The sequence below is a fragment of the Candidatus Venteria ishoeyi genome (assembly GCF_030378065.1).
Classification (GTDB): Bacteria; Pseudomonadota; Gammaproteobacteria; order Beggiatoales; family Beggiatoaceae; genus Venteria; species Venteria ishoeyi.
The window spans coordinates 34,543-57,485 of the sequence record NZ_JAUCGJ010000013.1 but is presented as its reverse complement, the minus strand read 5'-3'; the positions used below and the strand labels follow the sequence as shown (position 1 = coordinate 57,485).

The window sequence follows — 22,943 nt, the reverse complement described above, 5'->3', positions numbered from 1 at the left end:
GCGTAGATGTAAAGGTGTAGAGACATAGCAGTGCTACGTTTCTACCGGCGATTCGTGAGCATAGCAATTATGCAATTTTGCGATTAACGCTTTGGTACGGTAATGCCCTTTATGAAAAATGGCAATCACCTGACCTTCAAGCCGTAACCGTTGTTCCTGGCTCAGTTCCTCGCCGGTAATAATAATAACAGGTACATTGATACTGGTTTGATGTAGATGAGATAGAAACTCATAACCATCCATATTCGGCATATTTAAATCTAATACGATTAAATCGGGTCTGCGCTTTTCCAAATGCTCTAAGGCGATTTGTGCGCTTTCACAACTGAAAACACGCCAGTTTTCCTTCTGAAAAATTACGCTGGTGTATTTGCGACTAAGCTCATCATCCTCAATCAGCATGACCAGTGGTCGACTGAAATGATGCAGTTGGTATTGTTGCAATAACTCAATGACCTCTGTTTGCGTTGTGGGGTAAGGCAACATTTTAGCAAGCTCTGGCAAATCCTGTTTTTCTGCCTGTGTATCTTGTCCATTGATCAGAATCAAGCGGGTATCTTCGAGTATCGGGTTTTCTTTAAAGTGCTTAATCACCGTATCACTGACCAGCTCAATATCCATTAGAATTAAATCTGCGCGTAATTTACAGGCAAGCTTAAGACCTGTTTCAACCTCTGAGCAGGTCGTACTGGCATAGGCATTTTCATCAAGAAACTGTTGCAAAATCAGGTTATTTTGTTCATGTGGGCTGATAATCAGAATAACCGTGCCATGCTGTGGCAACGTATGACCGGGTAGTTTTTGTTCGGCAATACGGTTTTCGAGTTGCTGCTGATTGACTTTTAACGGCAGTTGTATGGTGAAGCAACTGCCCTGCCCAAATTGACTTTGTAATTGGATCTTGCCGCCCATCATTTTGACAAAGCGCTGACTGATTGCCAGACCCAAACCACTGCCGCCATATTTGCGCGTGGTGGAATTATCTGCCTGCATAAAAGGTTGAAACAGATTTTTCTGTTGTTGTTCAGTCATGCCAATACCATTATCTTGCACTGCAAATTCAATATATTCATATATTTTTTGCGTGGTATTTTCCGGGCTTTTATGATAGCTAATGTGTAAGGTGATCTGACCCTCTTCAGTAAATTTACAGGCATTGCTGATCAGATTCAGCAACACTTGTTTTAATTTAACCGAATCATTTTGTATCTCAAAAAATTGTGGAGGGAATTCCAGCTTTAAGTGATTATTTTTTTGTTTAAGCAAAGGATGACTGGTTTCTATTATTTCCTGTATCAGTAGTTCAGGGTTAAAGGTTTCCAGATCCAGCGTCATTTTACCCGCTTCAATTTTGGAAATATCCAGCACATCATTGATCAAACCTAACAAGTGTTGTCCTGAATGTTGAATCTTCTGTAAATCTTTAGAAAAATCATCATCTAATGCCAGGTCTTCTGCCTCTTCCCCGAGCATTTCACTGTAACCAATAATCGCATTGAGTGGCGTGCGTAATTCATGGCTCATATTGGCAAGAAAACGGCTTTTGGCATAGTTGGCGTACTCTGCATGTTCTTTAGCTGCTTTTAATGCCTGTTCATTTTTTTTGCGCTCACTGATGTCACGAAAAGTCACCACCGCGCCTGTCATTAAATCATCTTCATGAATTATAGCAACATTATATTCAACCGGAATGGCATGTCCGTCTTTGTGCCAAAATACTTCATTGTCAATTTGGCAGGACTGTTCTTTTTTCAATGCGTTGCAAATCGGGCAGTCGTGTTTGGGGGTGGGCGTACCATCAGCAATGGCGTAATGAATCACATCATGTTGCAGCAAGCCGATCAGTTCCTCTGCCTGATAACCCAAAATATGAGTGGCTGCCGGGTTGACAAATGTCGTGCGGCATTGCAGGTCTATCCCAAATAAACCTTCTGCCATATTTTCCAGAATTGTCTGATTTTGATGACTGAGGTGTTCAAGTTTGGCCTGGGCTTCTTCGCGGTGCTGCATTTCTTGCTGTAATTTCAGATTAGTCTGGGATAAAACCTGATTATGTAGACGTTCTTGCTCAATAAAACGTAAATAGGACTGAATCCGGCTGATGAGTTGCGCTTCATCTATGGGTTTTGTCAGGTAATCAGCCGCACCAATACCAAACCCTTTTTGTTTAAAGTTTTCGGATTTATAGGCTGCGGTCAGAAAGACGATAGGGATATGCCGGGTTTTTTTGCGACCACGAATCAATGTTGCGGTTTCAAAACCATCCATATCCGGCATTTGCACATCCATAATGATAAGATCGACATGTTGTTTCAACAACAGCGTTAATGCCGCAGTACCGGAGTCTGCTTCCAGCACAACGGCTTTAATATGTTCTTCCAGCAGGGTGCGTAGTGTATATAAATTGTTTTGATTGTCATCGACAATCAGTATTTGAATATCTTCCATGAATTACAGAACACTGATTTCATAAATACAATGTTCATCTCCTTTCATGCGGCATGCCTCAGTTTGATGCTCAATGAGTATGCGTTGATTAAAATATTTAGCAATTCCCTGGATGATACCCTGATCAAAATTGCAGGGGTAGGGGTTATCGCAATCTGCCAGATAGCTCTGTTCATCAATTTTTTGGGTGTTGTAATGACCAATCTCACCACCGCGATGATTTAGGTGATAGGCTTGATCCAGACCTAAAAAAACTTTTTCAAAGGTATCGATATCAGGGGGGAAAACGGCTTCCAGAAAAATGTTCTGTCCAATACCAAATAATACCATATCCATGTAAGTGTTTATCTTTTTCAGCAAATCCAGATACTGTTGCTGATTATAATACTGATCGGCAACCGGGTTTTCCAAGTGATACTCTTGTAATAACTTGCTGCTGACAGAAGAAACCGGTATGCCTTTAAGTACGGGAATAATCGCTGCACCTAATATTTCAACCTGATCACTGGAGGCTTTAAAAACAGTCATGCGTATTCTCCCATTTATTGGTACAACCAGACACGTAACAAGGTTAACAGTTTATCCATATCCGTGGGTTTTGCTAAATAGTCATTAGCACCGGCATCAATACATTTTGCTTTATCCGCCTTCATCGCTTTAGCGGTTAAAGCGATAATCGGCAGCTTATAAAATCTGGAATCCGCACGAATTGCGCGCATGGTTTCGTAGCCATCCATTTCCGGCATCATAATATCCATGATGACGATATTGATATGGAGATTTTCTTCCAGCAAGGCCAGTGCTTCCTTGCCGTTATTCGCGCCAAATACTTCCATGTTTTTTTCTTCCAGGGAATGGCTGAGCGCATAGAGATTGCGAATATCATCATCCACAATTAACACTTGTTTGTTTTGTAAAATAGCTTCTTTGTCATGCACCATACGTAGTAATTCACGTTTTTCATCCGGTAATCCGGCTTCCAGTTGATGTAAAAACAGGGAAGTTTCATCTAACAGGCGCTCAGGGGAACGCACAGTTTTTACCGTCAAATGTGGATTACAATCTTCTACATATTGCGTTTCTTCCTGACTGAATTCCCGATTGGCATAAATAATCACGGGTATTTGTAGTGGTGTGGTTTTTTGTTGTTGCGCCAGTTGCTGTAGCTGCTTTTGTTCAGCCGCTTCCAAATCAATGACCATGCAATCATAAGTATGCGCTTGCAAAGCTTCCCAGGCTTCCTGCATATCTGCACAGGTTTTAGTGTGGATGCCATCACCGCCTGCCAGTTTTGAAATTTCAGCTTCACGTTTTGCCTGCTTGGCGACGATTAGCAGGTTTTTCAGATGATCGGCGCTGAAGTGTTCTATTTTCTTAAATGCTTCGCTTAATTCTGTCAGGTTGACGGGTTTAAGTAGATAACCGACTGCGCCCATATCACGCGCATCACTGCCTTGATTGCTGGCAGAGATAAAATGCACAGGAATATGGCGGGTTTTGGCGTTTTCCTTTAAACGTTCCATAACGGTCAGACCATCAACCTGTGGCAAGCCAACATCTAAAATAACACCTGCGGGATGATAGTCTTCTGCCAGTTGCAAACCTGTTTTACCATCTTCTGCCAACAGGCATTTATAATCTTTTTCATGCGCGAGATCGAGTAAAATCTGTGAAAATCCCGGATCATCTTCAATCACCAGTAAGACCTTATCCAACTCACTGATTTGCGCCCGATCATCGGGATTATCCACAACAGCAGTTGCTTGCGGCGTGTTGCTTGGCGCGGTTACTTCTTCTGCTGCCTGGATTTCTGCTATTGGTTTTTCAGGATCTGCTTTGCTTGCATTTTCAGTGCTGGCAGGCGGCTTCATAATGTTGCTGCTATTTGTTACAGAGGCGGTAGTGGCAGCATTGAATATTTGTGGCAAATACAAGGTAAAGGTACTGCCTTTGTCTTCTGCGCTCTCTAATGCCAGCCTGCCACCCAGCAAGCCCGCCAGCTCACGGGAAATCGACAAACCCAGCCCGGTACCACCAAAACGCCGACTGGTGGTGCCATCTGCTTGTTGAAATGCTTCAAACACCATCGCCTGTTTATCGGCTGGAATACCAATGCCGGAATCCTGCACAGCAATTGCCAGCATTTCAGGTTCATTGCTCACAGGGTGGATAGTTAAAATCACCTTGCCATTTTCAGGCGTGAACTTGAAAGCATTGGACAGCAGGTTGTTTAATATTTGCTGCAAGCGTTGCCGGTCGGTATGCAGTTGCTCAGATACAGCCTCATCTAATTCAATTTGATAATTAATGTGTTTTTCTGCCGCCACATGATCAAAGCGGTGTTCAAAATCCTGCATCAGTTCAGTTAACATAATGTCTTCAGGATTGACTTCCATGCGTCCGGCTTCCACTTTGGATAAATCCAGAATTTCATTAATCAGGGTCAGTAAATCATTGCCGGCGCGATGAATGGTTTTTGCGTGTTGCACTTGTTTATCGTTAAGATTATGCGGTTTATTATCTGCCAGCATTTTTGACAGAATTAATAAACTGTTCAGCGGCGTGCGCAGTTCATGTGACATATTGGCCAGAAACTCTGATTTGTATTTGCTGGCGCGCTCCAGTTCCAGTGCTTTGGTTTCCAGTGTTTTTTTGGTTTCTTCCAGTTGCTGGTTCTGTTGACCGATGTCCTGACGCTGGCGCTCCAGTTCGTGAGTACGCTCTTCCAGCTCTTCATTAGTCTGGCGTAACTCCTCCTGTTGCGTCTGCAATTCTTCGCTCTGGCTTTGCAGTTCTTCACTTTGCTCTTGCAATATTTTGGCATGAGCCTGACTTTGTTCCAGCAATGTTTGTGTCTGGGTTTGTGACTGTGCAAGATTGATAGTAATTGCAATCACCGGCATGGCTTGCTCCAGGAAGGTTTCCTGTTCCACGCTAAGTGGGTTCATAAAACCCAGTTCAATCACACCCTTAACATTGTTTTCATAAATAAAAGGGATAACCAGGATATTACCTGGTGTGGTTTTACCCAGCCCGGATTGAATCTGGATATAATCTGCCGGTGGTTCTTTAATAACGATTGTTTGTTGTTCTAAGGCTGCCTGCCCAACCAGACTTTCACCCAGTTTGAAATGATTTGCCAGGGTTTTGCGTTGGCTGTAGGCATAACTGGCAATCAGTTGAAAACAAACCTCGGTCTCAGTGCCAGCTTTATCATATTCTGTTTTGGCGATAAAAAAGGTGCCGACTTTGGCATCCAGATAGGTGCATAAAAATTGAATGGTTTTTTTAGCCAGTTGCAGCATATCCTGTTCGCCGCGTAAAGTGGCATTTAATTGGCTATGCCCGGTTTCCAGCCAGTTTTTTTGTTGACTGTCCTGCACACTTTTTTGCAATGCCAGCATCATTTCATTCAAGCTCTGACTGAGCTGATCCTGCCGGGACAGTAATTCAAGTTGCGTATCATACTGACCTGCGCTGATTAAGCGTGTTTGCGCAATGGTTGCCTGCATATTGGTTTTTAATTTAAGGGTGGAAGCGATACTGTTATCAACCGCCTGCAACAATAAATCACCACTTCCCGATGCTTTCAGCAGGGCATTATTTTGCACCAGCTCCGCGTTAAAATCACCCAGTGTCATTTTTTCTATGATTTTAGCCAGGTATTCAATTTTGTAAATTGGATTCAGTAAAAAATATTTCAAAAAGCCAGCAAAAACCAGCAGAATAAGCAGACCGAGCACAAGCCATAAACTTAAATAAATATTCCAGCGCAACTGCAATTGCTGGCTGATATCGATCCAGACCACCACCGCGCCAGCTTTATTGTTGCTGGCATCATATAAAGGAAACAGTCCGTGGCTGTAAATTTCCCCCGTCTCCATCCGTTGAATACCCAGCAGTTGCGCCTGTTTGACTGATGATTCCAGCAAAGGTTTCAGGCGGCTTAAATCGGGTGTCATTGCCTGCACATGACTGACCTGTAAGAGATGGGGATTATCCGCCCAGTTATCCCGCAAGTCTTGATTTGTACGCACTTGCGCCCACTTTTCCTGATCCAGGTATTTTTTTAAGGCAATAACATCATATTGCTCATTCTTTTGTTGGAGTGCCTCAAGCAAGGCATCAATCTCCTGGCCCAATTCCAGATAACCGATGAGCTTGCCTTGATCGAACCAGGGGTGTACGACACGCAAGGCAAATGCTGTTTTACCAAGTTCCTTACCCGCCGCTTCCTGTTTTTGTTTGCTCGCCATCAGGTAAGTTGCGCGAGTAATTGTGTCACCGTTTTTGTTACGGTTGTGTACCCGCAAAAAATTTTTTTGGCTGGGCGTGGGCAGATGAAAATACCAATGAGTAATATGATTGTTTTGTTTGAGTTTTTCAAATAAGGGCCATGCTAATTGATATAAGGCTTCTTTGTCCTGTTTGAGGAAGGCTGCTTTTAAGGCTTGATTATCTGCTAACATGCTTAATGCAGCAGATAGCTTTTGTGTTTCAAGCTTTTCAAATTCCTGAAAATAAAACTGTTTTTCCTGAATTTGTTGTAGTGCGAGATTCCAGGAATAAGATTGGTTAAACAAATAAACCGTTAAACCAACGAATAGCAAAGTGCTGATGCCAATAACCAGTAATAATTTTAAGTGAAAAATTTTCATAATTTTAATCGTATGTATTTTGTTTTTTTAACTGACTGCGGGTCTCTGTGGCTTTCACTGTAATAGCGATATCTTGCCCAACCTGCTCCAAAAATTCCAAATGTAATGCTGAGGGTTCATTTTCAAACCCCAGTTCGATGACACCTTGTAAACTGGACTCATATAAAAATGGCAAGGCAAAAACATAAGGTTTGTCGATTAAGGTTTCCGATTCGTTGTTCTCTTGAACTAAAAAACTATTTTCTTCTAAAGCCGCCTGACCAACAATACCCTGTCCCGGTAACACTTGATTAGATAGCATTTTGCGATGGTTAAAACCAATACTGGCTATTAATGTCAAATGTATGGGGTGCTGGCTGTCATTAGAAACCTGTAATTGATAAAACAACCCCGTTTTAGCCGTCGTATATTGCGTAAGATAAGCAATGATATGATTTGCCAGTTCCAACATGCTCTGATCGCCTAACATGGCTTCATGTAAGCCAGTGCGACCGGTTTTTAACCAATCCTGAGCAATGTTATGTTCAGTGGCTGACTGTAAGGAGCGCGTCATATCAGATAAAGCCAGGGCCAGTTGATCAGAATCGGAACGTACTTTGATTTTCTGTGAATAATCACCATCGGCAATCGCTTTTGCCTGATTGATCGTGGTTTTTATGCGCTGACTTAAAACTCTGAATGCATGAATGATTCCACCAATTTCATCCTGTCCTCGATAATCTATACTTTGTTGCGGCAGTGTCCCTCTTGCCAGCATCTGCAACTGCGCATTAACTTGTTGCAAGGGTTTGAGCAGGTAATTCATTAAAAAACCCAGAAAAAAACCCATCAATATAAATAAAGCCAAAGTTTGCAAACTGGTATTACGCAGCAACTGATAATACCTTGCTGTCATCTCCTGATCCTTTTGCGCGACATGGCCTTCAATATGATCAATATACACGCCGGTGCCAATAATCCAGTTCAGTGGCTTATATAAACGTACATAAGATAACTTGGGCATGGGTATTTTTTGTTCGCCAACGGGCTTAGGCCATGAGTAACGCACAAAACCGCCACCTTCTGCGTTATCGACCGCTTCCAGAAAAGCCTGCCCTATATTTTTTCCACCAGCAACCGTGTGATATTGTTGACCTTTAAATAACTGCCCATTCAATTCCGGCTTTATGGGGTGCATGACAAAGCGTGGATAAGGGCGCTCGGTATTATTTAACCAGTAATAACCCATGCCTTTATCGTAACGTATTTGCCGGATATTAGCCTGAATTCGCGCTTGTGTTTCACGATAGGCTTCTTCCAGATTCATACAGGTGCCTACCACCCAGTCCCATTGTGGAAAACCCTGTGCATAACATAAATAAGTGTGCTGATGAGTGTCTGTAAACCGCAAAAAACCAGCATTCTGGATGAGATCCTGCTGGTGCAAGCTTTGGAAAAAACGTTGGATATCAGCCTGTCTTTCCTGATTATTGACAACCGTAGCAGAAAATAGTTGATGAACCAGTAAAACCGGCGGCATTTGTCCGGCATCAGCAACCCAAACCTGGTGTTTATAATGCTGTTTTGTGGGTTCAACAATATTATGTAGATCAGCTATCCACGTCTGATGCAGATTAAACTGAATATTTTGAATGGCTTTTAAGGCCTGGATACGCCCTTTTTCCAGAGATAACTCACCTTCCTGGATAAGGTTGATTTTGCGGTTTAATATCAACAACGCCATATCAACCATAGGTTTCATACTGCTGCCATAGCGTTTTTCTAAAAATTCTGCTTTTTGACCGTTCTGATAAATATTGTCAACAGTGGTATAGGCCAGATCCACCATGTTTTTCAATTTATCCTGCACGATAGCGACGGCTTCTTTACGGTATTGTTGTAATTCTTCTGCTGCCTGGCGTTGAATATCGAGCATAAACAAACCCACGACACTCAATAATAGAATCGATAACAATAGAAATGCAGTTAGAATGACTTTTGGCTTAAGCGACATATTGATTAACCCGACTTATTTCATGCGTATTCCTAAGAAATTTCGATTAACCCACTGTAACAAATATTGACCAATCTGGTCTAAAGCCAGAATTTTATCGACAGCCTGATTGCCTGCAACCGCAGCAATGGCTGCTTTGGGCATGGCATCCGCTTCAGCCGTCTCGGGTGCTTGCACAATGACGTAGCCGCCTGCTTGCTTGATTTTTTTAATACCCAGCGCGCCATCACTGTTAGCGCCTGTGAGAATAATACCAATTAAACGTTTACCATAAGCGAATATGGCTGATTCAAACAATACGTCCACAGAAGGCCTTGAATAACTAACGGGCGCTTCTAAAGACAGTGACAGACTGTGATCTTCTTCGATTAATAAATGGTATGCAGGTGGCGCAAGATAGACCCAGCCCGCCTGCACGAATTCTTTTTCATCGGCTTGTTTAACTTTCAGTTGGCACTTATTATCCAGTAACTGCGGCAAATAAGCACCTGCATCAGGGTGCAGATGTTGTACCACAATGATTGGCAATGGAAAGTCTGCTGGCAATGGCATTAAAACCTGCTGCAATGCATGGATGCCACCTGCCGATGCACCAATAACCACTGCCTGAAACTGATTTTCTCTTTGGCTCATAACAATCGACAGGGTTCATGTTTCATGTCTTTTCCTCATTTTTTTTACGATAGACTTTCTCGGTTTTGGCAATCACATCAAAGTGTTCAGTTACCGTAGAAAAATTCAGACTTTCTTTAGAACCCAGACACAAAAAACCACTTTTAATCAAAGCTTCATCAAATAAATTTAATACCCGATTTTGTAAGCCACGATCAAAATAGATTAAGACATTACGACATAATATCAAGTGCATTTCGCCAAACACATTATCCGTTGCCAGATTATGATCAGAAAATAAAATATTTTTCCGTAACTTGCGATCCATCACCACATGTTCATATTGTGCATGATAATAATCTGAAAAAGATTCCGTGCCACCCGCTTTTTGGTAATTTTGCGTATATTGACGCAAACGGCTGATAGGGAATACCCCTTCTTTTGCTTGTTTTAATACTTTTTCATTGATATCTGTGGCATAGATTTGTGTACGCTCATATAAGCCCATTTCTTTGAGCAAAATGGCCATCGAATAAACCTCTTCTCCCGTGGCACAGCCTGCATGCCAGATTTTAATATGCGGGAAGTCTTTTAATGCCGGTAACACCTCCTTTCTCAATACGCGGTAACAGGCAGGATCGCGGAACATTTCCGTGACATTAACCGACATATCCAACAGCAAAGAATCAAAAAAAGCCACATCGTGCAGCAGTCGGTGCTGCATTTGTGAAATATTTGATAAATGATGTTTTTCCAGATGATATAACACCCGGCGCTTAATCGAGGCCTTTGCGTACTGCCTGAAATCATAACCATATTTTAAATAAATGGCCTGTAATAACAGTTGCAGTTCAATGTTTTGATTTTCAAGATTTTGCATGTTTTATATCACTTTAATGCCAATATTGGCTAATTTTCCTGATACGCCCGCTATCGCTTTGGCATAACCATAGGTCACTTCATAACTGGCGGGAAGTCGCCCATCACTTTGTCGATAACTTTCATAAGCCTGAATAACACGCTGTAACTTTGCCTTACCTAATAAACCACGTCGCCGCTCATGTGCAACATTATGCGCACCGATGGTTTTTAAGTTACGCATTAGCGCCAGTGCATCATCAAAAGTCATGGTAATGCGATCAACATCCATCACGGGTTGTTGTAACCCGGCTTGCTGCAAAGCATCACCTAAGGCATGTAAGTCAATAAATTGGTTCACATGTGGTTTATCATCAACGCTGGCCCAACTGGCGCGCAGTTCCGTCAATGTGTCTGGACCAAAGCTGGAAAATAAAAAATGCCCCTGTGGCGATAAAATTCGCGCAACTTCGTTAAATACCTGTAAAAAATCTGGACACCATTGCAACATCAGATTGGAGACAACCAGATCAAAATTATCTGCCTTAAATGGTAGCTCGGCAGCATCTGCGGCACAAAATAATTGCCGTGAGAACCAACGCGGCGACTGTTTTCTGGCTTCGCTTAACATGCTTGGTGCGATATCCAGCGCAACAATATGGGCTTTAGGATATAACTCAGCCAAGCCCCGGGTTAACATACCGGTACCGCAGCCCATATCTAAAATCCACTGCGGTTGCAGCGTTGTATCCGCAGCTAAACGCGCCAGCAAACGCTGGGCAATTTCCTGTTGTAACTTTGCCGCCCCCTGGTAATGAGAAGCAGCGCGATTAAATGCTGCAACCATGCTTGATTGATCAAGTTCAGGATCTGGCACAGCTTGCGTAGATGATTTAACAGTTGGGTTTAGGGTCGATTTTAATATTGTCATATGCTATAAGGAATTAGAATTAAACAAGCTGGATGTCTGTAGTGATGAGTAATGCTGTCAGTTAATGGTTGATAATCTGATATTAATTGAATGCCCGATTGTGCTCTACCAGGATCGCGCTACAATGGGATGAGCAGCAGAAAATGTACAACAACTATTTGAGTAATTGATGATATTATATTGCTTTCGTTCCCGAAACAAAAATAAATCTGTTATGTTACCTTTTGGAAACAAAAGTTAGGGAATATGATGTGATTGGTATTACGTTTCTTAACAAAATTTGACTGTTATGATGAGCGGTTATGCTCAAGAGCCCCTATTTTGAAATTTACCCAATATATTCTGCACCATCTCAATACACGTTTCCCTGTATTTTCAGGTTTTATTATCGTTGCTTTGCTTTTGATAGGATTAATTTTCCTTGGCCTGGATCGTATTGAAAAAATTAACACGCATTTGTTGGCAGTCATCAATCAACATCATCAGAAAAGTGAGCTGGTACACCGTTTAAATTTTTTGGTATCCCAACGTGTACTGACATTATATGCGATGTCAATGACAGATGATTTTTTTCTGCGTGATGATTTGTTTCAGCAATATCATATGCTGGCAGGTAAATTCATCGCCACACGTCGCCAACTGGAAAGAATGCCCTTAACCTTTGTGGAGCATCGACAATTAGATCGCTCGCGTCTGAGTACCCAGCGTTATTCGAGTATTCGTAACCAGATTGCACAATTATTAGTTGAAAATCGTGATACTGAAGCGTTGCTATTAATACAAGAACAAAAAATATCTTTACATGAGCATTCTCTGGATGGTTTGACAGAACTGTTGGCATTTCAGGAGCAGGCCATGGAGAATGAACGCAAAGCGGCAGGATTGGCCTATGAAGAAGCACGCTGGCTATTTGGCGGTGCCGGGATCATGGCATTAGTACTGAGCCTGCTGATCGGTTTTATGATTTTTCGTTATATTCGCAAAAATGAATTGAACTTACAGGCAGAAAAAGAACAAGCCCTGGCATTGGTGGATTCACATGAGGAATCACTGGATGAGGCGAATGCTGCTTTGGCTCAGCGTAATCAGGAACTCTCTCACCTCAATCAGAATTTACAACAAACCATTGCTGATTTACATAAAGCCAAGGTTGCCGCAGAATCTGCCAGTCATTTAAAAGGGGCTTTTCTGGCAAATATGAGTCATGAAATTCGTACCCCGCTCAATGCAGTTATCGGCATGTCTGACTTATTGCTGGATACCCAACTAAATGCCATACAACAGGATTATACTGATACCATTCATAGCAGCAGTGAAGCCTTATTGAGTTTAATCAATGATATACTTGATTTTTCCAAGATTGAGGCAGGTAAACTGGAGTTAGAACAGAGTAGTTTCAATTTATACGCGGTCGTTGAAAATGCGCTGGATTTAATTACCGAACGTGCCATGCAAAAAAATTTGGAATTACTGGGGCGTATCGCCGACAATACACCGGCTTCAGCATTTGGCGATGCTTCCCGGTTGCGACAGATTCTGGTCAATTTACTCAGTAATGCGGTGAAGTTCACCCAACAGGGTGAGGTTATTGTTGATGTATCCTATCGGCGATTAAGCGCAGAGCTGTCAGAATTTGAATTTATAGTTTCTGATACCGGGTCCGGTATTTCGGTAGAAAAAATAGAAAATTTATTCACACCATTTACCCAACTTGACTCCAGCACGACCAGGCGCTTTGGCGGCACGGGTCTGGGCCTGACAATTTCCAGAGAACTGGTGGAACTCATGGATGGGCAGATTCGCGTTGAAAGTGAACCGGGGCAAGGTTCCCGTTTTATTTTTAGCATACACCTGAAACCGCATTACCCACCACCAGCCTGGTTAAATAAGGCGTTGCTTCCTGAGGGCAGCGCTACGCAGCGGGTATTTCTGGTGGAGTCCCATCTGGCAACCCAGCAGTGGCTGGAGCAGCATTTATTGCAATGGGGACTCCAGATTGAAAGCCAAGGTGATCCAGAAGCAGCCTATGCCTATTTGGCGCAACAGCCTGTTTGTCCATTTGATTTGATCATTATCAATATGGAATTATCCCAGGGGAATGGTTTGATACTGTGTCAACACCTGCGAGAGCAAGCGAACTGTAAAAATGTACCTATCTTATTAATGGTATCTTTAGGCAGCATGGCCTGGAAAGATGAAGAAAATCAGGACTTATTTAATGCTTATGTGCATAAGCCATTGAAGCTGAAATCACTTCATCAAAGTCTAAAGGCTTTATTAAGCGATACAGCGCTGGCAACTGAAGATGTTTTAAAAACCAATATTCCCCCGGCAGCAGAAAAAGCACAGGAAGAAACAAAAGCTGATATCAAAACATTAAGTATCCTGATGGCAGAAGATAACCCACTCAACCAAAAAGTGGCTTTGTTACTCCTGAATAAATTAGGTTATGCTGTACACATTGTGAATAATGGGCTGGAAGCTGTCACCGCACTTCAGGCAAAAACTTATGATGCGGTATTAATGGATATGCAAATGCCGAAAATGGATGGCATGACAGCGACAGCAGAAATTCGCAAATTAGCAATCAAACAACCTTATATTATTGCGCTGACTGCTCATGCGATGCAAGGTTATAAGGAAGAATGCCTGCAAGCGGGTATGGATGATTATGTGTCCAAACCCGTGCGTAAAAATGAATTAGCAGCTGCGTTGCAACGGGCAAGCGCATATTAAGGAACGTACATGACACAACAACGTAAGTATTTTGGCACCGACGGCATCCGTGGCAAAGTGGGGGATTATCCCATTACCCCTGATTTTGTCCTCAAATTGGGCTGGGCAGCCGGTCGGGTGTTGGGTAATAAACAACATCGCCGCCGCGTTTTAATTGGTAAAGATACCCGGATTTCCGGTTATATGCTGGAGTCTGCCCTGGAGGCAGGGCTATCGGCGGCGGGTATGCATGTGCGTTTGCTTGGCCCTATGCCAACCCCGGGCATTGCTTATCTGACCCGTACTTTCCACGCCAGTGCTGGCATTGTAGTCAGTGCCTCGCATAACCCGTTTCAGGATAATGGCATCAAGTTCTTCTCCCATGAGGGTTTTAAACTGCCCGATGAGGTTGAACTCGCAATTGAAGCGGAAATGGATAAACCCATGACCACCGTGGCTGCTAAAGAGTTGGGTAAGGCCAAACGCATTGACGATGCCGCAGGGCGTTATATTGAGTTTTGTAAAAGCAGTATTTCCACCCACCTCAGTCTTACTGGCTTAAAACTGGTGGTCGATTGCGCGCATGGCGCAACTTATCATATTGCGCCAAATGTCTTTCTGGAACTCGGTGCTGAAGTCATCCGCATCGGCGCACAACCTGATGGCCTGAATATTAACCAGGGTTGCGGTGCAACGCATACCGAAACCTTGCAAGCTGCGGTGCAAGAGCACCAGGCAGATTTAGGTATTGCTCTGGATGGTGATGGTGACCGCCTGATGATGGTAGACAGCCAGGGGCGGGAAGTCGATGGTGATGAAATTCTGTTTATTATTGCTAAAGCCAGACAACAATCAGGAAAATTAAGTGGCCCGGTGGTGGGTACCTTGATGAGTAATTTTGGCCTGGAACAAGCGTTTAAAGAACTCAACATCCCTTTTTTACGCGCTAAAGTCGGGGATCGTTATGTCATTGAATTATTAAGAAAGCATCAGGGTCTGTTAGGTGGTGAGTCTTCCGGGCACATTATCTGCCTGAATCATACGACAACAGGTGATGGCATTATCACGGCTTTGCAGGTATTAGCAATTATGGTGCAAGGTGCAAAAACTTTACAGGAACTGTGCATGGGCATGGAAAAATGCCCCCAACAGTTAATTAATGTTGCCTTGCCACAAAAACAAGAGGTACTCAATACCGATGCTGTACGCAAGGCAGTCGCAGCAGCAGAAACTGAACTTGCCGGACAAGGCCGCGTTTTATTGCGCCCCTCTGGTACCGAACCCTTGATTCGGGTGATGGTGGAAGGCCGTGATATTACACAGGTAAAAACATTAGCCACATCAATTGCTGATACGGTACACGCTTTAGTCAAGGAAAACTAAAATGAATAAAAGAACACATCTGGGACAACTGATTTTAAGCGTGGCCTGTTTATTTAATACCACTACTGTCTTTGCAGAAGATATCAAATGCTGGACCAATGAAGACGGTATTATGGAATGTGGTAATGTCATTCCTCAGCAATATGTGAAAGAAAAACATGAAATCCGAAATGATAGCGGGGACGTTGTTGAAGTTATCCAGCGCGATAAAACCGAAGCAGAAATCAAAGCACTGATAGAGGCAGAACAACAGCGCTTTGAGCAGGAGAAAAAAGATAAAAGACAGGCTGAAGAAGATCGCCGCCTACTGGATTTATATCCAACAGAAAACGATATTATCCTGGCGCGTGATAGTCAGTTAATGCGTATTGAACAAGGTATTCGTATAACCAAGGGGCAATTAAAATCTTACCAGAATACACTTAAAAATCAGCGGAAACTGGAAAAACAATTAGCAACGCGCAGTGATGCCTCCTCCAAAACAGACAGGGAACGTCTGGCTAAACATTCTAAAAATCTGGAAGCGCAAATTAAAGTAATTGAAAATTCAATTAAAGATAAAGAACAGGATACAAAAAACATCACCGCAGAATATGATGTCTACCTGCAACGTTATAAAGCGGTTAAAAAACGTCAGATTTCAAAAGAAAAAGGCAGGAGTTATTCCAGATAAAGAGGTTATCAGTTGCTCGTTTTTGTGCAACTGTAAACTGTAAAATACGACTACTTTGCACGCCCTTGCTCGAATCACCGTTCACATTATCACAGGGTGGTTAGGAGCAAGGGTCTGGGCGTAAGCGTCCAGAATCCTCCACTGTTTAATATTATGATTTTAAATGGCTTTTCAGGCTGGGGTGATAGGCTTGTAACACGCAGTGTCCACAACTTTTTTCAAAACCCAACTGTTCAGGCAATAAACACTGGCTGCAAAAATAAAACTGCATTTTTTCCTGATAAGGTTCTTCTCCCACTGCAAACACGCAGCTGCGGCAGATAAAATCTTCTGGCGCGTCTTCTTCACCTTCTACCCAACGCCGCAACTGTGCAAACTTTTCACTGTGTAAAATTTCAGTGGGTGTTTGCTTGTGAATATTACCCACCACATAGTTTTCAGCATAATCCTGGCAACATAAGATGGCTTGCCCTGATGGCGTGACATGCAGCCATTGCACGTGACGCAAGCCGCTACAACCATGCAATTTTTTATGGTGAATCTGTAGTTTCAGCATGTCAGTGGCTCCTGCGGCAAAATCAGCCACCGGGCAAATGGATACTTGTGCCGTATCAGAAAAATGTTGGGTAATTGCTTGAATATCCTTGGCATGCTGTTTATCCAACTGGCCTAAAACCAGCAGCACCACTTCCACATTGCCTTGCTGTTGCGCCTGTTCTAATAAGGCTTCTACATGAGTAATGACTTGTTCGACATTGCTGCTGCCTCGTACTTCTTTATAGCGTTGTGGATCAATGCTTGAAATATTAATGGTAAAACTGCGCACACCCGCAGCCAGCAATTGTTGAATCAATTTTGGATTTAAGCCTGAGGCATTGCTGTTTAAACGAATATCAATACCTGCTGCATGTAAACGCTGTACTTTTTCCACCAGATGACGGTCATAGGTGGGTTCATTAAAGCCATTGATCCAAGCCGCTTCTAAAGGCTGATCTTTTAAGTCTTCTAAAATATGCTCAAGATCGTGTAGGGATAAACTGGCTTTAGGTCGGTGGCTGGTAGAAACCGGACAAAACTGGCAACGTTGATTGCAGGTGGTTGTGGTTTCAACTTGTAGATATTTAATTGGTGTTAGGTTCATAAGCTCACTTTCATTTCAGGTGTCAGCCATTTCCAGCCTTCCCACAAGGCGGGGTCAGCAACTACCAGTTGTGATTGCAGAATTTCCAGATATTGTGCCATTACATTTTCCAAACCATTTTCCGTAGCTAATGGGCGCACTTCAAGACAAAATCGATCCCAACCCAACCAGCGTATCCAGGCCGCAACAACCGGGGTTTTCTGACGCAGTGCAATTTCCAGCGTACCCACCGGAAAGGCGTATTGATACCCAAAAACTGATAGTTCCAAATTGCGCTTGGAAATAAATGGGCTGGGAAAATCATTTAAGCTGATCACTGTTTCACCATTGCGCAAAGCTTGATGTAATTTACGCATGGCGGCTATTGGTTGATTTTGATGCATATACAAATACTGACCACCGGCAAAACAGTTTTCACAATCACGATAATAAGCCTCAGCTTCTTCGCGCAAATAATCATACAAAGGACTGGCTGTAATATCCATAGCAATCAAATGGCTTTTTAAGCCTGCCTCAAGCCCCATTTGTCCCAGTACCACGCCCAGAAAATGGGGATAGTGATTATGATAAGTCATCACAAATAAGCCTCTGTCATGTTTTCTCAAACTTTCCAGAGTAACCGGGCTGTTAATTTTTACGCGCTGTTTTATCCATTGTGGTGTCATTTTCCGATACATAAAGGTATTTAAGTCTGTCGCGCCCACATGATTCAGATAATGTGACCAGAATTTTTTAAGCGGTATTTCCGGTTTATTTGCAGCCTGCGCAAAAGATTGACAGATATTTGCCTGCATCTCCTTATTAGGACTGTAATGATGCGCAATGCGCGCAGCCAGTGGGTAAGCGAGTGCGGGATGAGCAAAGCGTTGAATCTGCTGCAAACGGTTTAAAAAAATGCGGTATTGGCTTGCATATTGTTGCCAGTCTATGTTCATTAATTATCTTTTTTATGAAAAAAACCTTGTAAAATTCTCAAGTTTAATTATATTTGAAAACACCACCAACAAAAACCGTTCAATTTTATTGGTATTTTAACATAGGAGCGAGGATTTTATAATTCCCGAAACCAGGCTGGCCTTTTTCTCCATCGCCCGGTTTCGGTTCTTATTTCATCCTCGTTCCATAATGAGCGGTTTCCAAAAGGAGAAAAACCATGAAAAAGTTCCATTTTAGTGCTTTAGTCGGTCTGTTTCTGGGGGTACTGAGTTTATCGCTATCCGCAGCACAGTTTACAACAGTTGGCGATTATGTCATTCATTATAATGCGATCAACACCAGTATTCTGACTACGGATGTTGCGAAACAGTATAAGCTGAGTCGCAGCAAACACCGGGGATTGCTGAATATTTCCGTGCGTAAAAAAGGCTCCGCTAAAAATCCACAAGATCATGCGGTTGCAGCTAAGGTCAGTGCAACTGCCACTAATCTTAATGGGCAATTACAAAACATTAAAATAAAAGAAGTGCGTGAAGGCGAGGCCATTTATTACATTGGTGAAGTCCGGATCGATAATGCCGAAACTTTGAATTTTAAAGTGGATGTTGATGCCGAACACCAGGGCAAGACCCATGAAATCAAGTTCAAACAAGAGTTTTTTATTGACTAAAAAATAATCCTGGTGAGAAGGCAGTAGCCTTCTCACCAGGATTATTTTTGTGGAAGTTTATTATGAATTTTAATTTTTTTACTCAGCCTTTATTATAGATTTTCAGCTATTAATTTTCCAAATTGAGCACTGTTAACAGGCCAGGTATTATCATTACCGGGAAATCATTACCTGAAAATCTATAGGAGACAAAACTGCAATGAATCTGTTTAGCTGGATTTTTATCATCACACTGCTGCTGGGCGCTATATTACAATGGACGTTGACCCGCCGTCAGATAGGTGCGGTACAAAAACACCGCGCGCAGGTTCCTGATGCCTTCAGTGAACAAGTCACCCTGGCAGAACATCAGAAAGCAGCAGATTACACCCAGGTCAAGGCGCATTTCAGTCTGTTGTTATTACCACTGGAAGTTTTACTGCTATTAGCCTGGACGGTGGGCGGCCTGCTCAACGGGCTGGATCAGTTCTGGCAAACACTGGGATGGTCGCCAGTTTGGACGGGGGTTGCGGTTTTATTAAGCTTTTTAATGATTAATCATCTTATTGAGTTGCCAGCGGGTTATTACCGCACGTTTAAGATTGAAAGCCGCTTTGATTTCAACCGCAGTAATTTAAAGCTGTTTATCAACGATAACCTGAAGGGGCTGGTATTAATGCTACTTATTGGTACACCGTTGGCTGCACTGGTGTTCTGGCTGATGGAATCCGCTGGCAGTTACTGGTGGCTGACAGTCTGGTTGGTATGGATGAGCTTTTCATTGCTGATGCTGTGGGCTTATCCCAGCTTTATCGCACCCTTATTTAATAAATTTAATCCTCTGGAAGAGGGAGAATTAAAACAACGTATTGAACATTTATTACAGCGTAATGGACTCAACAGTGATGGCATTTTTGTGATGGATGGCTCCAAACGCAGCGGGCATGGTAATGCTTATTTTACTGGCCTTGGCAAAAACAAACGTATCGTATTTTATGACACATTATTGGAAGGTTTGGAAGCAGCAGAAGTTGAAGCGGTGCTGGCCCATGAAATCGGACATTTTAAGCGCAAGCATGTGGTTAAACGCTTAGTGATGATGGCTGTGCTGAGCTTATCAGGTTTGTTTTTATTGGCGTGGCTGATGCAGCAAAACTGGTTTTACCTTGGGTTGGGCGTAACGGAAGCTTCAAGCTATATGGCATTAATTTTATTTATGCTGGTGTTGCCGGTATTTACAGCCTTTATTTCGCCCATAATGGCGCGTTTATCGCGTAAACATGAGTTTGAAGCGGATGATTTTGCCGCCCAGCAAGCTGATGCACAAGATCTGATACGGGCTTTAGTTAAAATGTACCGGGAAAATGCCAGCACCTTAACGCCAGATGCCTGCTATTCTGCATTTTATGACTCACATCCGCCTGCGCCTGTGCGCATTGCGCACTTATCTCAATAACTGATGTAAGGATATTTTTATGAATAAATTATCATTTATTGCTTTGATCGGTAGCCTGCCATTTTGTCTGATCTTGTCTGTGCAGGCAGCTGATGACATTAACCCAAAAAATGGTCAGGTTTTACATCAGAAACATTGTCAAGCCTGCCATATTTCTATGTTTGGTGATGAAAAAACCATTTATACCCGTGCTGATCACAAAGTAACGGATAAAAATAAACTGGATAACCAAGTGCAGGCATGTAATCAAAACCTGGGACTGGGCTGGTTTGATACAGAAATTAATGATACTGCCGCCTGGTTAAGCCAGGAGTATTATCATTTTGATACAAACCCAGACAGTGATAACTTAAAACACTAATTCACTATCTTGCGGATAATTTCGATGTAGGTCATACTCAGGACTTTCTATTTCCCGCATGGGACTGGCAATTTGATTTTTATGAGAAATAGATTTATTTTATAGCTTTTATCAAAGGACTTTATTTATGAAAAAAAAATATACGAATCAATTTTCAGTGATTAGTTTATCGGCAATCGTATTAGGTAGCTTGAGCCTGTTGAGTCCGGCTTATGTCCATGCGTTTAATCCGATGGATATGATGAATCCTTCTAAGTTTATGGGGGGAAATAAAAATAACCGTAATAACGATAGAGACTATCGTGATTATAATCAGGATTATGGCCCTTATGGTTACCCACCACAAGGCGGTTATTATCAAGGTGCACCTTATGGTGGGCAAGGCTATTATCCGGGTGGTGCTTATCCTGGGGGAAATCCTTATGGCGGTGCTTATCAACAACCTTATGGTTATCCACAAGGTAATATGCCCAGAAACAACCCCTACAATAATAATATGATGCCACCCGCTAATCGTATTCGTTGATCTCCTACGGTATAACCTTTTAGGTAAACAACTTTACGGATACCCTCCCCCTTTTAAGGGGGGTTATCCGTTTACTCCAATCGTTTTTGCCCCATCAAAGCATAAGCATCATAAATAATTGACAAGTCAAGTTTTTCAAGAGAGCGTTTGGAAATACTGTCATCTTTATTGCGCATAAACAAAATAAAGTCTTTATTATCCTGAATGCCTAAAGCCCTTGGTGTCGTGTTTTTTTCCAATAACGCAATAACCCGGTTTGCAGCATCATAACCATGTTCCTGAGGATTGGGACCCACCGCAATCGTACCACCTGTTTTTACATGGAATATAAATAAACCAATCATCAGCAGTTTTGAGTTTTTTTGAGTCCAGCTTATGATTTCACTGGGCGGCACCCGCTCATTAGAGTCCTGAGCGCGCAAAATAGTATGATATTGCGTTAATACCAGTACTTTAGCAATTTTATCTGCGGCTTTAATGGCTTGTTTCCACTCATCAAAGGTTGTTACCTGGACAGATCCTTTAAATTCCAGTGGCTTCCAGTTAAAAGCCTCAAGTTCTTTACGGCGGCCTTGCGAAGAAGCAGTATTATCTGAAATATGGATGAAATTACGTTGTCCTGCCGGTAGCAGATAAAATAGCAGACTTTTAATATTGATATAATCCAGCCGCTCCCGCAGACCGGTTACATTACTCGCATTGGTGTAACCATAGGTTCTGGGATCTTTATTCACGCCACTGAATACAATTTGTATGTCTTCATTATCCACATAATGTTTTGCCACGTATTCCTGGGCGTTATCATCTACTGTCAGAATAATTTCAGGCTCCCATTCTTCAATCAGTGCGCGTGCCTTTTCTCCAGCTGCTTGCTTGGATGCCGCATCCGGGTTGCGCTTGGTATCCATAAATAACCAGTGCGTTTCATAAGGTTTTTGATCTAAAACTTTATGAATGGCCTGATCCAGATCGGCTGTCCAGGGATAGTCCAGAGAATAACTTTGTATAACTAAAACCCTGGGGGGGCGGCTACCAATCCAGAATAACAGCAATAATATTAAAAACAGCATGATCAATCCGAATGACCAATGCGCTTTAGATAATTTAAGCATAATAATCCCCGACTGCGTACAGTATCTTCGGTAAATCCCAATGTAATTTTATCATTACTGAACTTAACCTAAGATTTTTTAGGATAAATTATTTTACCCGTCTTAATACTGGTTTACCTTTTTTGGGGGGGGTCACAGGCTCAGGTGCTTTAGCTGGTTCTGCAACAGGCTCTGGTGGGAAAGTAACGCCTTGTCCATTTTCCTGTGCATAAACTGCCAGTACCGCAGTAACGGGAAATAATAAATGCATACTGCGGCCACTGAAACGCGCACTGAAGCTGATCCATTCATTTCCCATATCCAGACCTTGAATTGCCGAAGGGGATAAATTCAGAATAATTTTGCCATCCTGAATATGTTCTTGTGGTACCTCGACCTGTTCCATTTCAGTATCAACCAGAACATAAGGGGTTAAGTCGTTATCAATAATCCATTCATAGATAGCCCGAATGAAATAGGGACGTTGCGATGTCATTGGCATCGTTTCCATT

18 protein-coding genes are annotated in these 22,943 nt (G+C 42.5%); 7 read left to right on the top strand and 11 right to left on the bottom strand.

Annotation, left to right across the window (positions count from 1 at the left end; genetic code table 11):
* Nucleotides 1-33: 33 nt before the first annotated feature.
* Genes QUF61_RS06160 through bioC form a run of 7 tightly spaced genes read right to left on the bottom strand, consistent with a single transcriptional unit; the run spans nucleotide 34 to nucleotide 11,446 of the window.
* Nucleotides 34-2,448: a response regulator gene (locus tag QUF61_RS06160; RefSeq protein WP_289680981.1), complete on the bottom strand. Its 2,415-nt coding sequence runs from the start codon at nucleotides 2,446-2,448 to the stop codon at nucleotides 34-36.
* A 3-nt stretch (nucleotides 2,449-2,451) separates the two neighbouring features.
* Complete coding sequence (locus QUF61_RS06155; protein ID WP_289680980.1) at nucleotides 2,452-2,976, bottom strand: hypothetical protein; 525 nt, start codon at nucleotides 2,974-2,976, stop codon at nucleotides 2,452-2,454.
* A gap of 14 nt (nucleotides 2,977-2,990) precedes the next feature.
* Nucleotides 2,991-7,106 carry a response regulator gene (locus tag QUF61_RS06150; RefSeq protein ID WP_289680979.1) on the bottom strand — a complete coding sequence of 1,372 codons (4,116 nt, stop codon included), beginning with the start codon at nucleotides 7,104-7,106 and terminating at the stop codon, nucleotides 2,991-2,993.
* A 4-nt stretch (nucleotides 7,107-7,110) separates the two neighbouring features.
* Entirely contained in the window at nucleotides 7,111-9,099 is a 1,989-nt protein-coding gene (locus tag QUF61_RS06145; protein WP_289680977.1) for a cache domain-containing protein, read from the bottom strand.
* A gap of 15 nt (nucleotides 9,100-9,114) precedes the next feature.
* Nucleotides 9,115-9,732: a chemotaxis protein CheB gene (locus QUF61_RS06140; protein ID WP_289680976.1), complete on the bottom strand. Its 618-nt coding sequence runs from the start codon at nucleotides 9,730-9,732 to the stop codon at nucleotides 9,115-9,117.
* A 22-nt stretch (nucleotides 9,733-9,754) separates the two neighbouring features.
* Complete coding sequence (locus QUF61_RS06135; protein WP_289680975.1) at nucleotides 9,755-10,591, bottom strand: CheR family methyltransferase; 837 nt, start codon at nucleotides 10,589-10,591, stop codon at nucleotides 9,755-9,757.
* A gap of 3 nt (nucleotides 10,592-10,594) precedes the next feature.
* On the bottom strand, nucleotides 10,595-11,446 hold the full coding sequence (gene bioC / locus QUF61_RS06130) for a malonyl-ACP O-methyltransferase BioC (protein ID WP_289680974.1): 852 nt from the start codon (nucleotides 11,444-11,446) through the stop codon (nucleotides 10,595-10,597).
* 375 nt (nucleotides 11,447-11,821) lie between these two features.
* Between bioC and QUF61_RS06125 the strand changes: the two genes are divergently transcribed.
* From QUF61_RS06125 to QUF61_RS06115, 3 genes are read left to right on the top strand one after another with little or no spacing between them, the layout of a single operon-like run.
* Complete coding sequence (locus QUF61_RS06125; protein WP_289680973.1) at nucleotides 11,822-14,236, top strand: hybrid sensor histidine kinase/response regulator; 2,415 nt, start codon at nucleotides 11,822-11,824, stop codon at nucleotides 14,234-14,236.
* A 9-nt stretch (nucleotides 14,237-14,245) separates the two neighbouring features.
* The gene (gene glmM, locus QUF61_RS06120) at nucleotides 14,246-15,598 is read left to right on the top strand and encodes a phosphoglucosamine mutase (RefSeq protein ID WP_289680972.1); all 1,353 of its coding nucleotides are present in this window, start codon (nucleotides 14,246-14,248) and stop codon (nucleotides 15,596-15,598) included.
* Between the two features lies 1 nt (nucleotide 15,599).
* On the top strand, nucleotides 15,600-16,271 hold the full coding sequence (locus QUF61_RS06115; RefSeq protein ID WP_289680970.1) for a hypothetical protein: 672 nt from the start codon (nucleotides 15,600-15,602) through the stop codon (nucleotides 16,269-16,271).
* 151 nt (nucleotides 16,272-16,422) lie between these two features.
* Here QUF61_RS06115 and QUF61_RS06110 read toward each other — a convergent pair whose 3' ends face one another.
* Together QUF61_RS06110 and QUF61_RS06105 are read right to left on the bottom strand one after the other, a co-directional pair.
* Nucleotides 16,423-17,412 carry a radical SAM/SPASM domain-containing protein gene (locus QUF61_RS06110; RefSeq protein ID WP_289680968.1) on the bottom strand — a complete coding sequence of 330 codons (990 nt, stop codon included), beginning with the start codon at nucleotides 17,410-17,412 and terminating at the stop codon, nucleotides 16,423-16,425.
* Nucleotides 17,409-18,347 carry a lysophospholipid acyltransferase family protein gene (locus QUF61_RS06105; protein WP_289680966.1) on the bottom strand — a complete coding sequence of 313 codons (939 nt, stop codon included), beginning with the start codon at nucleotides 18,345-18,347 and terminating at the stop codon, nucleotides 17,409-17,411. The genes QUF61_RS06110 and QUF61_RS06105 overlap by 4 nt, the downstream gene beginning before the upstream one ends.
* Nucleotides 18,348-18,565: 218 nt before the next feature.
* On the opposite strand from QUF61_RS06105, the gene QUF61_RS06100 reads away from it, so the two are divergent.
* The 4 genes from QUF61_RS06100 to QUF61_RS06085 all read left to right on the top strand — a co-directional run bounded on the left by QUF61_RS06100 (nucleotide 18,566) and on the right by QUF61_RS06085 (nucleotide 21,340).
* Nucleotides 18,566-19,018 carry a DUF4426 domain-containing protein gene (locus QUF61_RS06100; RefSeq protein WP_289680965.1) on the top strand — a complete coding sequence of 151 codons (453 nt, stop codon included), beginning with the start codon at nucleotides 18,566-18,568 and terminating at the stop codon, nucleotides 19,016-19,018.
* A 199-nt stretch (nucleotides 19,019-19,217) separates the two neighbouring features.
* Nucleotides 19,218-20,453, top strand: a complete 1,236-nt coding sequence (locus tag QUF61_RS06095) for a M48 family metallopeptidase (protein WP_289680963.1) — start codon at nucleotides 19,218-19,220, stop codon at nucleotides 20,451-20,453.
* A 19-nt stretch (nucleotides 20,454-20,472) separates the two neighbouring features.
* A complete protein-coding gene (locus tag QUF61_RS06090) occupies nucleotides 20,473-20,814 on the top strand; it encodes a hypothetical protein (RefSeq protein ID WP_289680962.1) in 342 nt (113 codons plus the stop codon).
* A 127-nt stretch (nucleotides 20,815-20,941) separates the two neighbouring features.
* The gene (locus tag QUF61_RS06085) at nucleotides 20,942-21,340 is read left to right on the top strand and encodes a hypothetical protein (protein ID WP_289680961.1); all 399 of its coding nucleotides are present in this window, start codon (nucleotides 20,942-20,944) and stop codon (nucleotides 21,338-21,340) included.
* A 71-nt stretch (nucleotides 21,341-21,411) separates the two neighbouring features.
* On the opposite strand, the gene QUF61_RS06080 is transcribed toward QUF61_RS06085, so the two are convergent.
* Both QUF61_RS06080 and QUF61_RS06075 read right to left on the bottom strand, forming a co-directional pair.
* Nucleotides 21,412-22,452: an ABC transporter substrate-binding protein gene (locus tag QUF61_RS06080; protein ID WP_289680960.1), complete on the bottom strand. Its 1,041-nt coding sequence runs from the start codon at nucleotides 22,450-22,452 to the stop codon at nucleotides 21,412-21,414.
* Nucleotides 22,453-22,540: 88 nt separating this feature from the next.
* Nucleotides 22,541-22,942: a ClpXP protease specificity-enhancing factor gene (locus QUF61_RS06075; protein ID WP_289680959.1), complete on the bottom strand. Its 402-nt coding sequence runs from the start codon at nucleotides 22,940-22,942 to the stop codon at nucleotides 22,541-22,543.
* Between the last annotated feature and the right edge of the window lies 1 nt (nucleotide 22,943).

Excerpts from the sequence above, each read along its gene's own strand:
- QUF61_RS06160 (WP_289680981.1), bottom strand. The coding sequence starts at position 2,448 with ATGGAAGATATTCAAATACTGATTGTCGATGACAATCAAAACAATTTA.
- QUF61_RS06155 (WP_289680980.1), bottom strand. The coding sequence starts at position 2,976 with ATGACTGTTTTTAAAGCCTCCAGTGATCAGGTTGAAATATTAGGTGCA.
- QUF61_RS06150 (WP_289680979.1), bottom strand. The coding sequence starts at position 7,106 with ATGAAAATTTTTCACTTAAAATTATTACTGGTTATTGGCATCAGCACT.
- QUF61_RS06145 (WP_289680977.1), bottom strand. The coding sequence starts at position 9,099 with ATGTCGCTTAAGCCAAAAGTCATTCTAACTGCATTTCTATTGTTATCG.
- QUF61_RS06140 (WP_289680976.1), bottom strand. The coding sequence starts at position 9,732 with ATGAGCCAAAGAGAAAATCAGTTTCAGGCAGTGGTTATTGGTGCATCG.
- QUF61_RS06135 (WP_289680975.1), bottom strand. The coding sequence starts at position 10,591 with ATGCAAAATCTTGAAAATCAAAACATTGAACTGCAACTGTTATTACAG.
- glmM (WP_289680972.1), top strand. The coding sequence starts at position 14,246 with ATGACACAACAACGTAAGTATTTTGGCACCGACGGCATCCGTGGCAAA.
- QUF61_RS06115 (WP_289680970.1), top strand. The coding sequence starts at position 15,600 with ATGAATAAAAGAACACATCTGGGACAACTGATTTTAAGCGTGGCCTGT.
- QUF61_RS06110 (WP_289680968.1), bottom strand. The coding sequence starts at position 17,412 with ATGAACCTAACACCAATTAAATATCTACAAGTTGAAACCACAACCACC.
- QUF61_RS06105 (WP_289680966.1), bottom strand. The coding sequence starts at position 18,347 with ATGAACATAGACTGGCAACAATATGCAAGCCAATACCGCATTTTTTTA.
- QUF61_RS06100 (WP_289680965.1), top strand. The coding sequence starts at position 18,566 with ATGAAAAAGTTCCATTTTAGTGCTTTAGTCGGTCTGTTTCTGGGGGTA.
- QUF61_RS06095 (WP_289680963.1), top strand. The coding sequence starts at position 19,218 with ATGAATCTGTTTAGCTGGATTTTTATCATCACACTGCTGCTGGGCGCT.
- QUF61_RS06090 (WP_289680962.1), top strand. The coding sequence starts at position 20,473 with ATGAATAAATTATCATTTATTGCTTTGATCGGTAGCCTGCCATTTTGT.
- QUF61_RS06085 (WP_289680961.1), top strand. The coding sequence starts at position 20,942 with ATGAAAAAAAAATATACGAATCAATTTTCAGTGATTAGTTTATCGGCA.
- QUF61_RS06080 (WP_289680960.1), bottom strand. The coding sequence starts at position 22,452 with ATGCTTAAATTATCTAAAGCGCATTGGTCATTCGGATTGATCATGCTG.
- QUF61_RS06075 (WP_289680959.1), bottom strand. The coding sequence starts at position 22,942 with ATGGAAACGATGCCAATGACATCGCAACGTCCCTATTTCATTCGGGCT.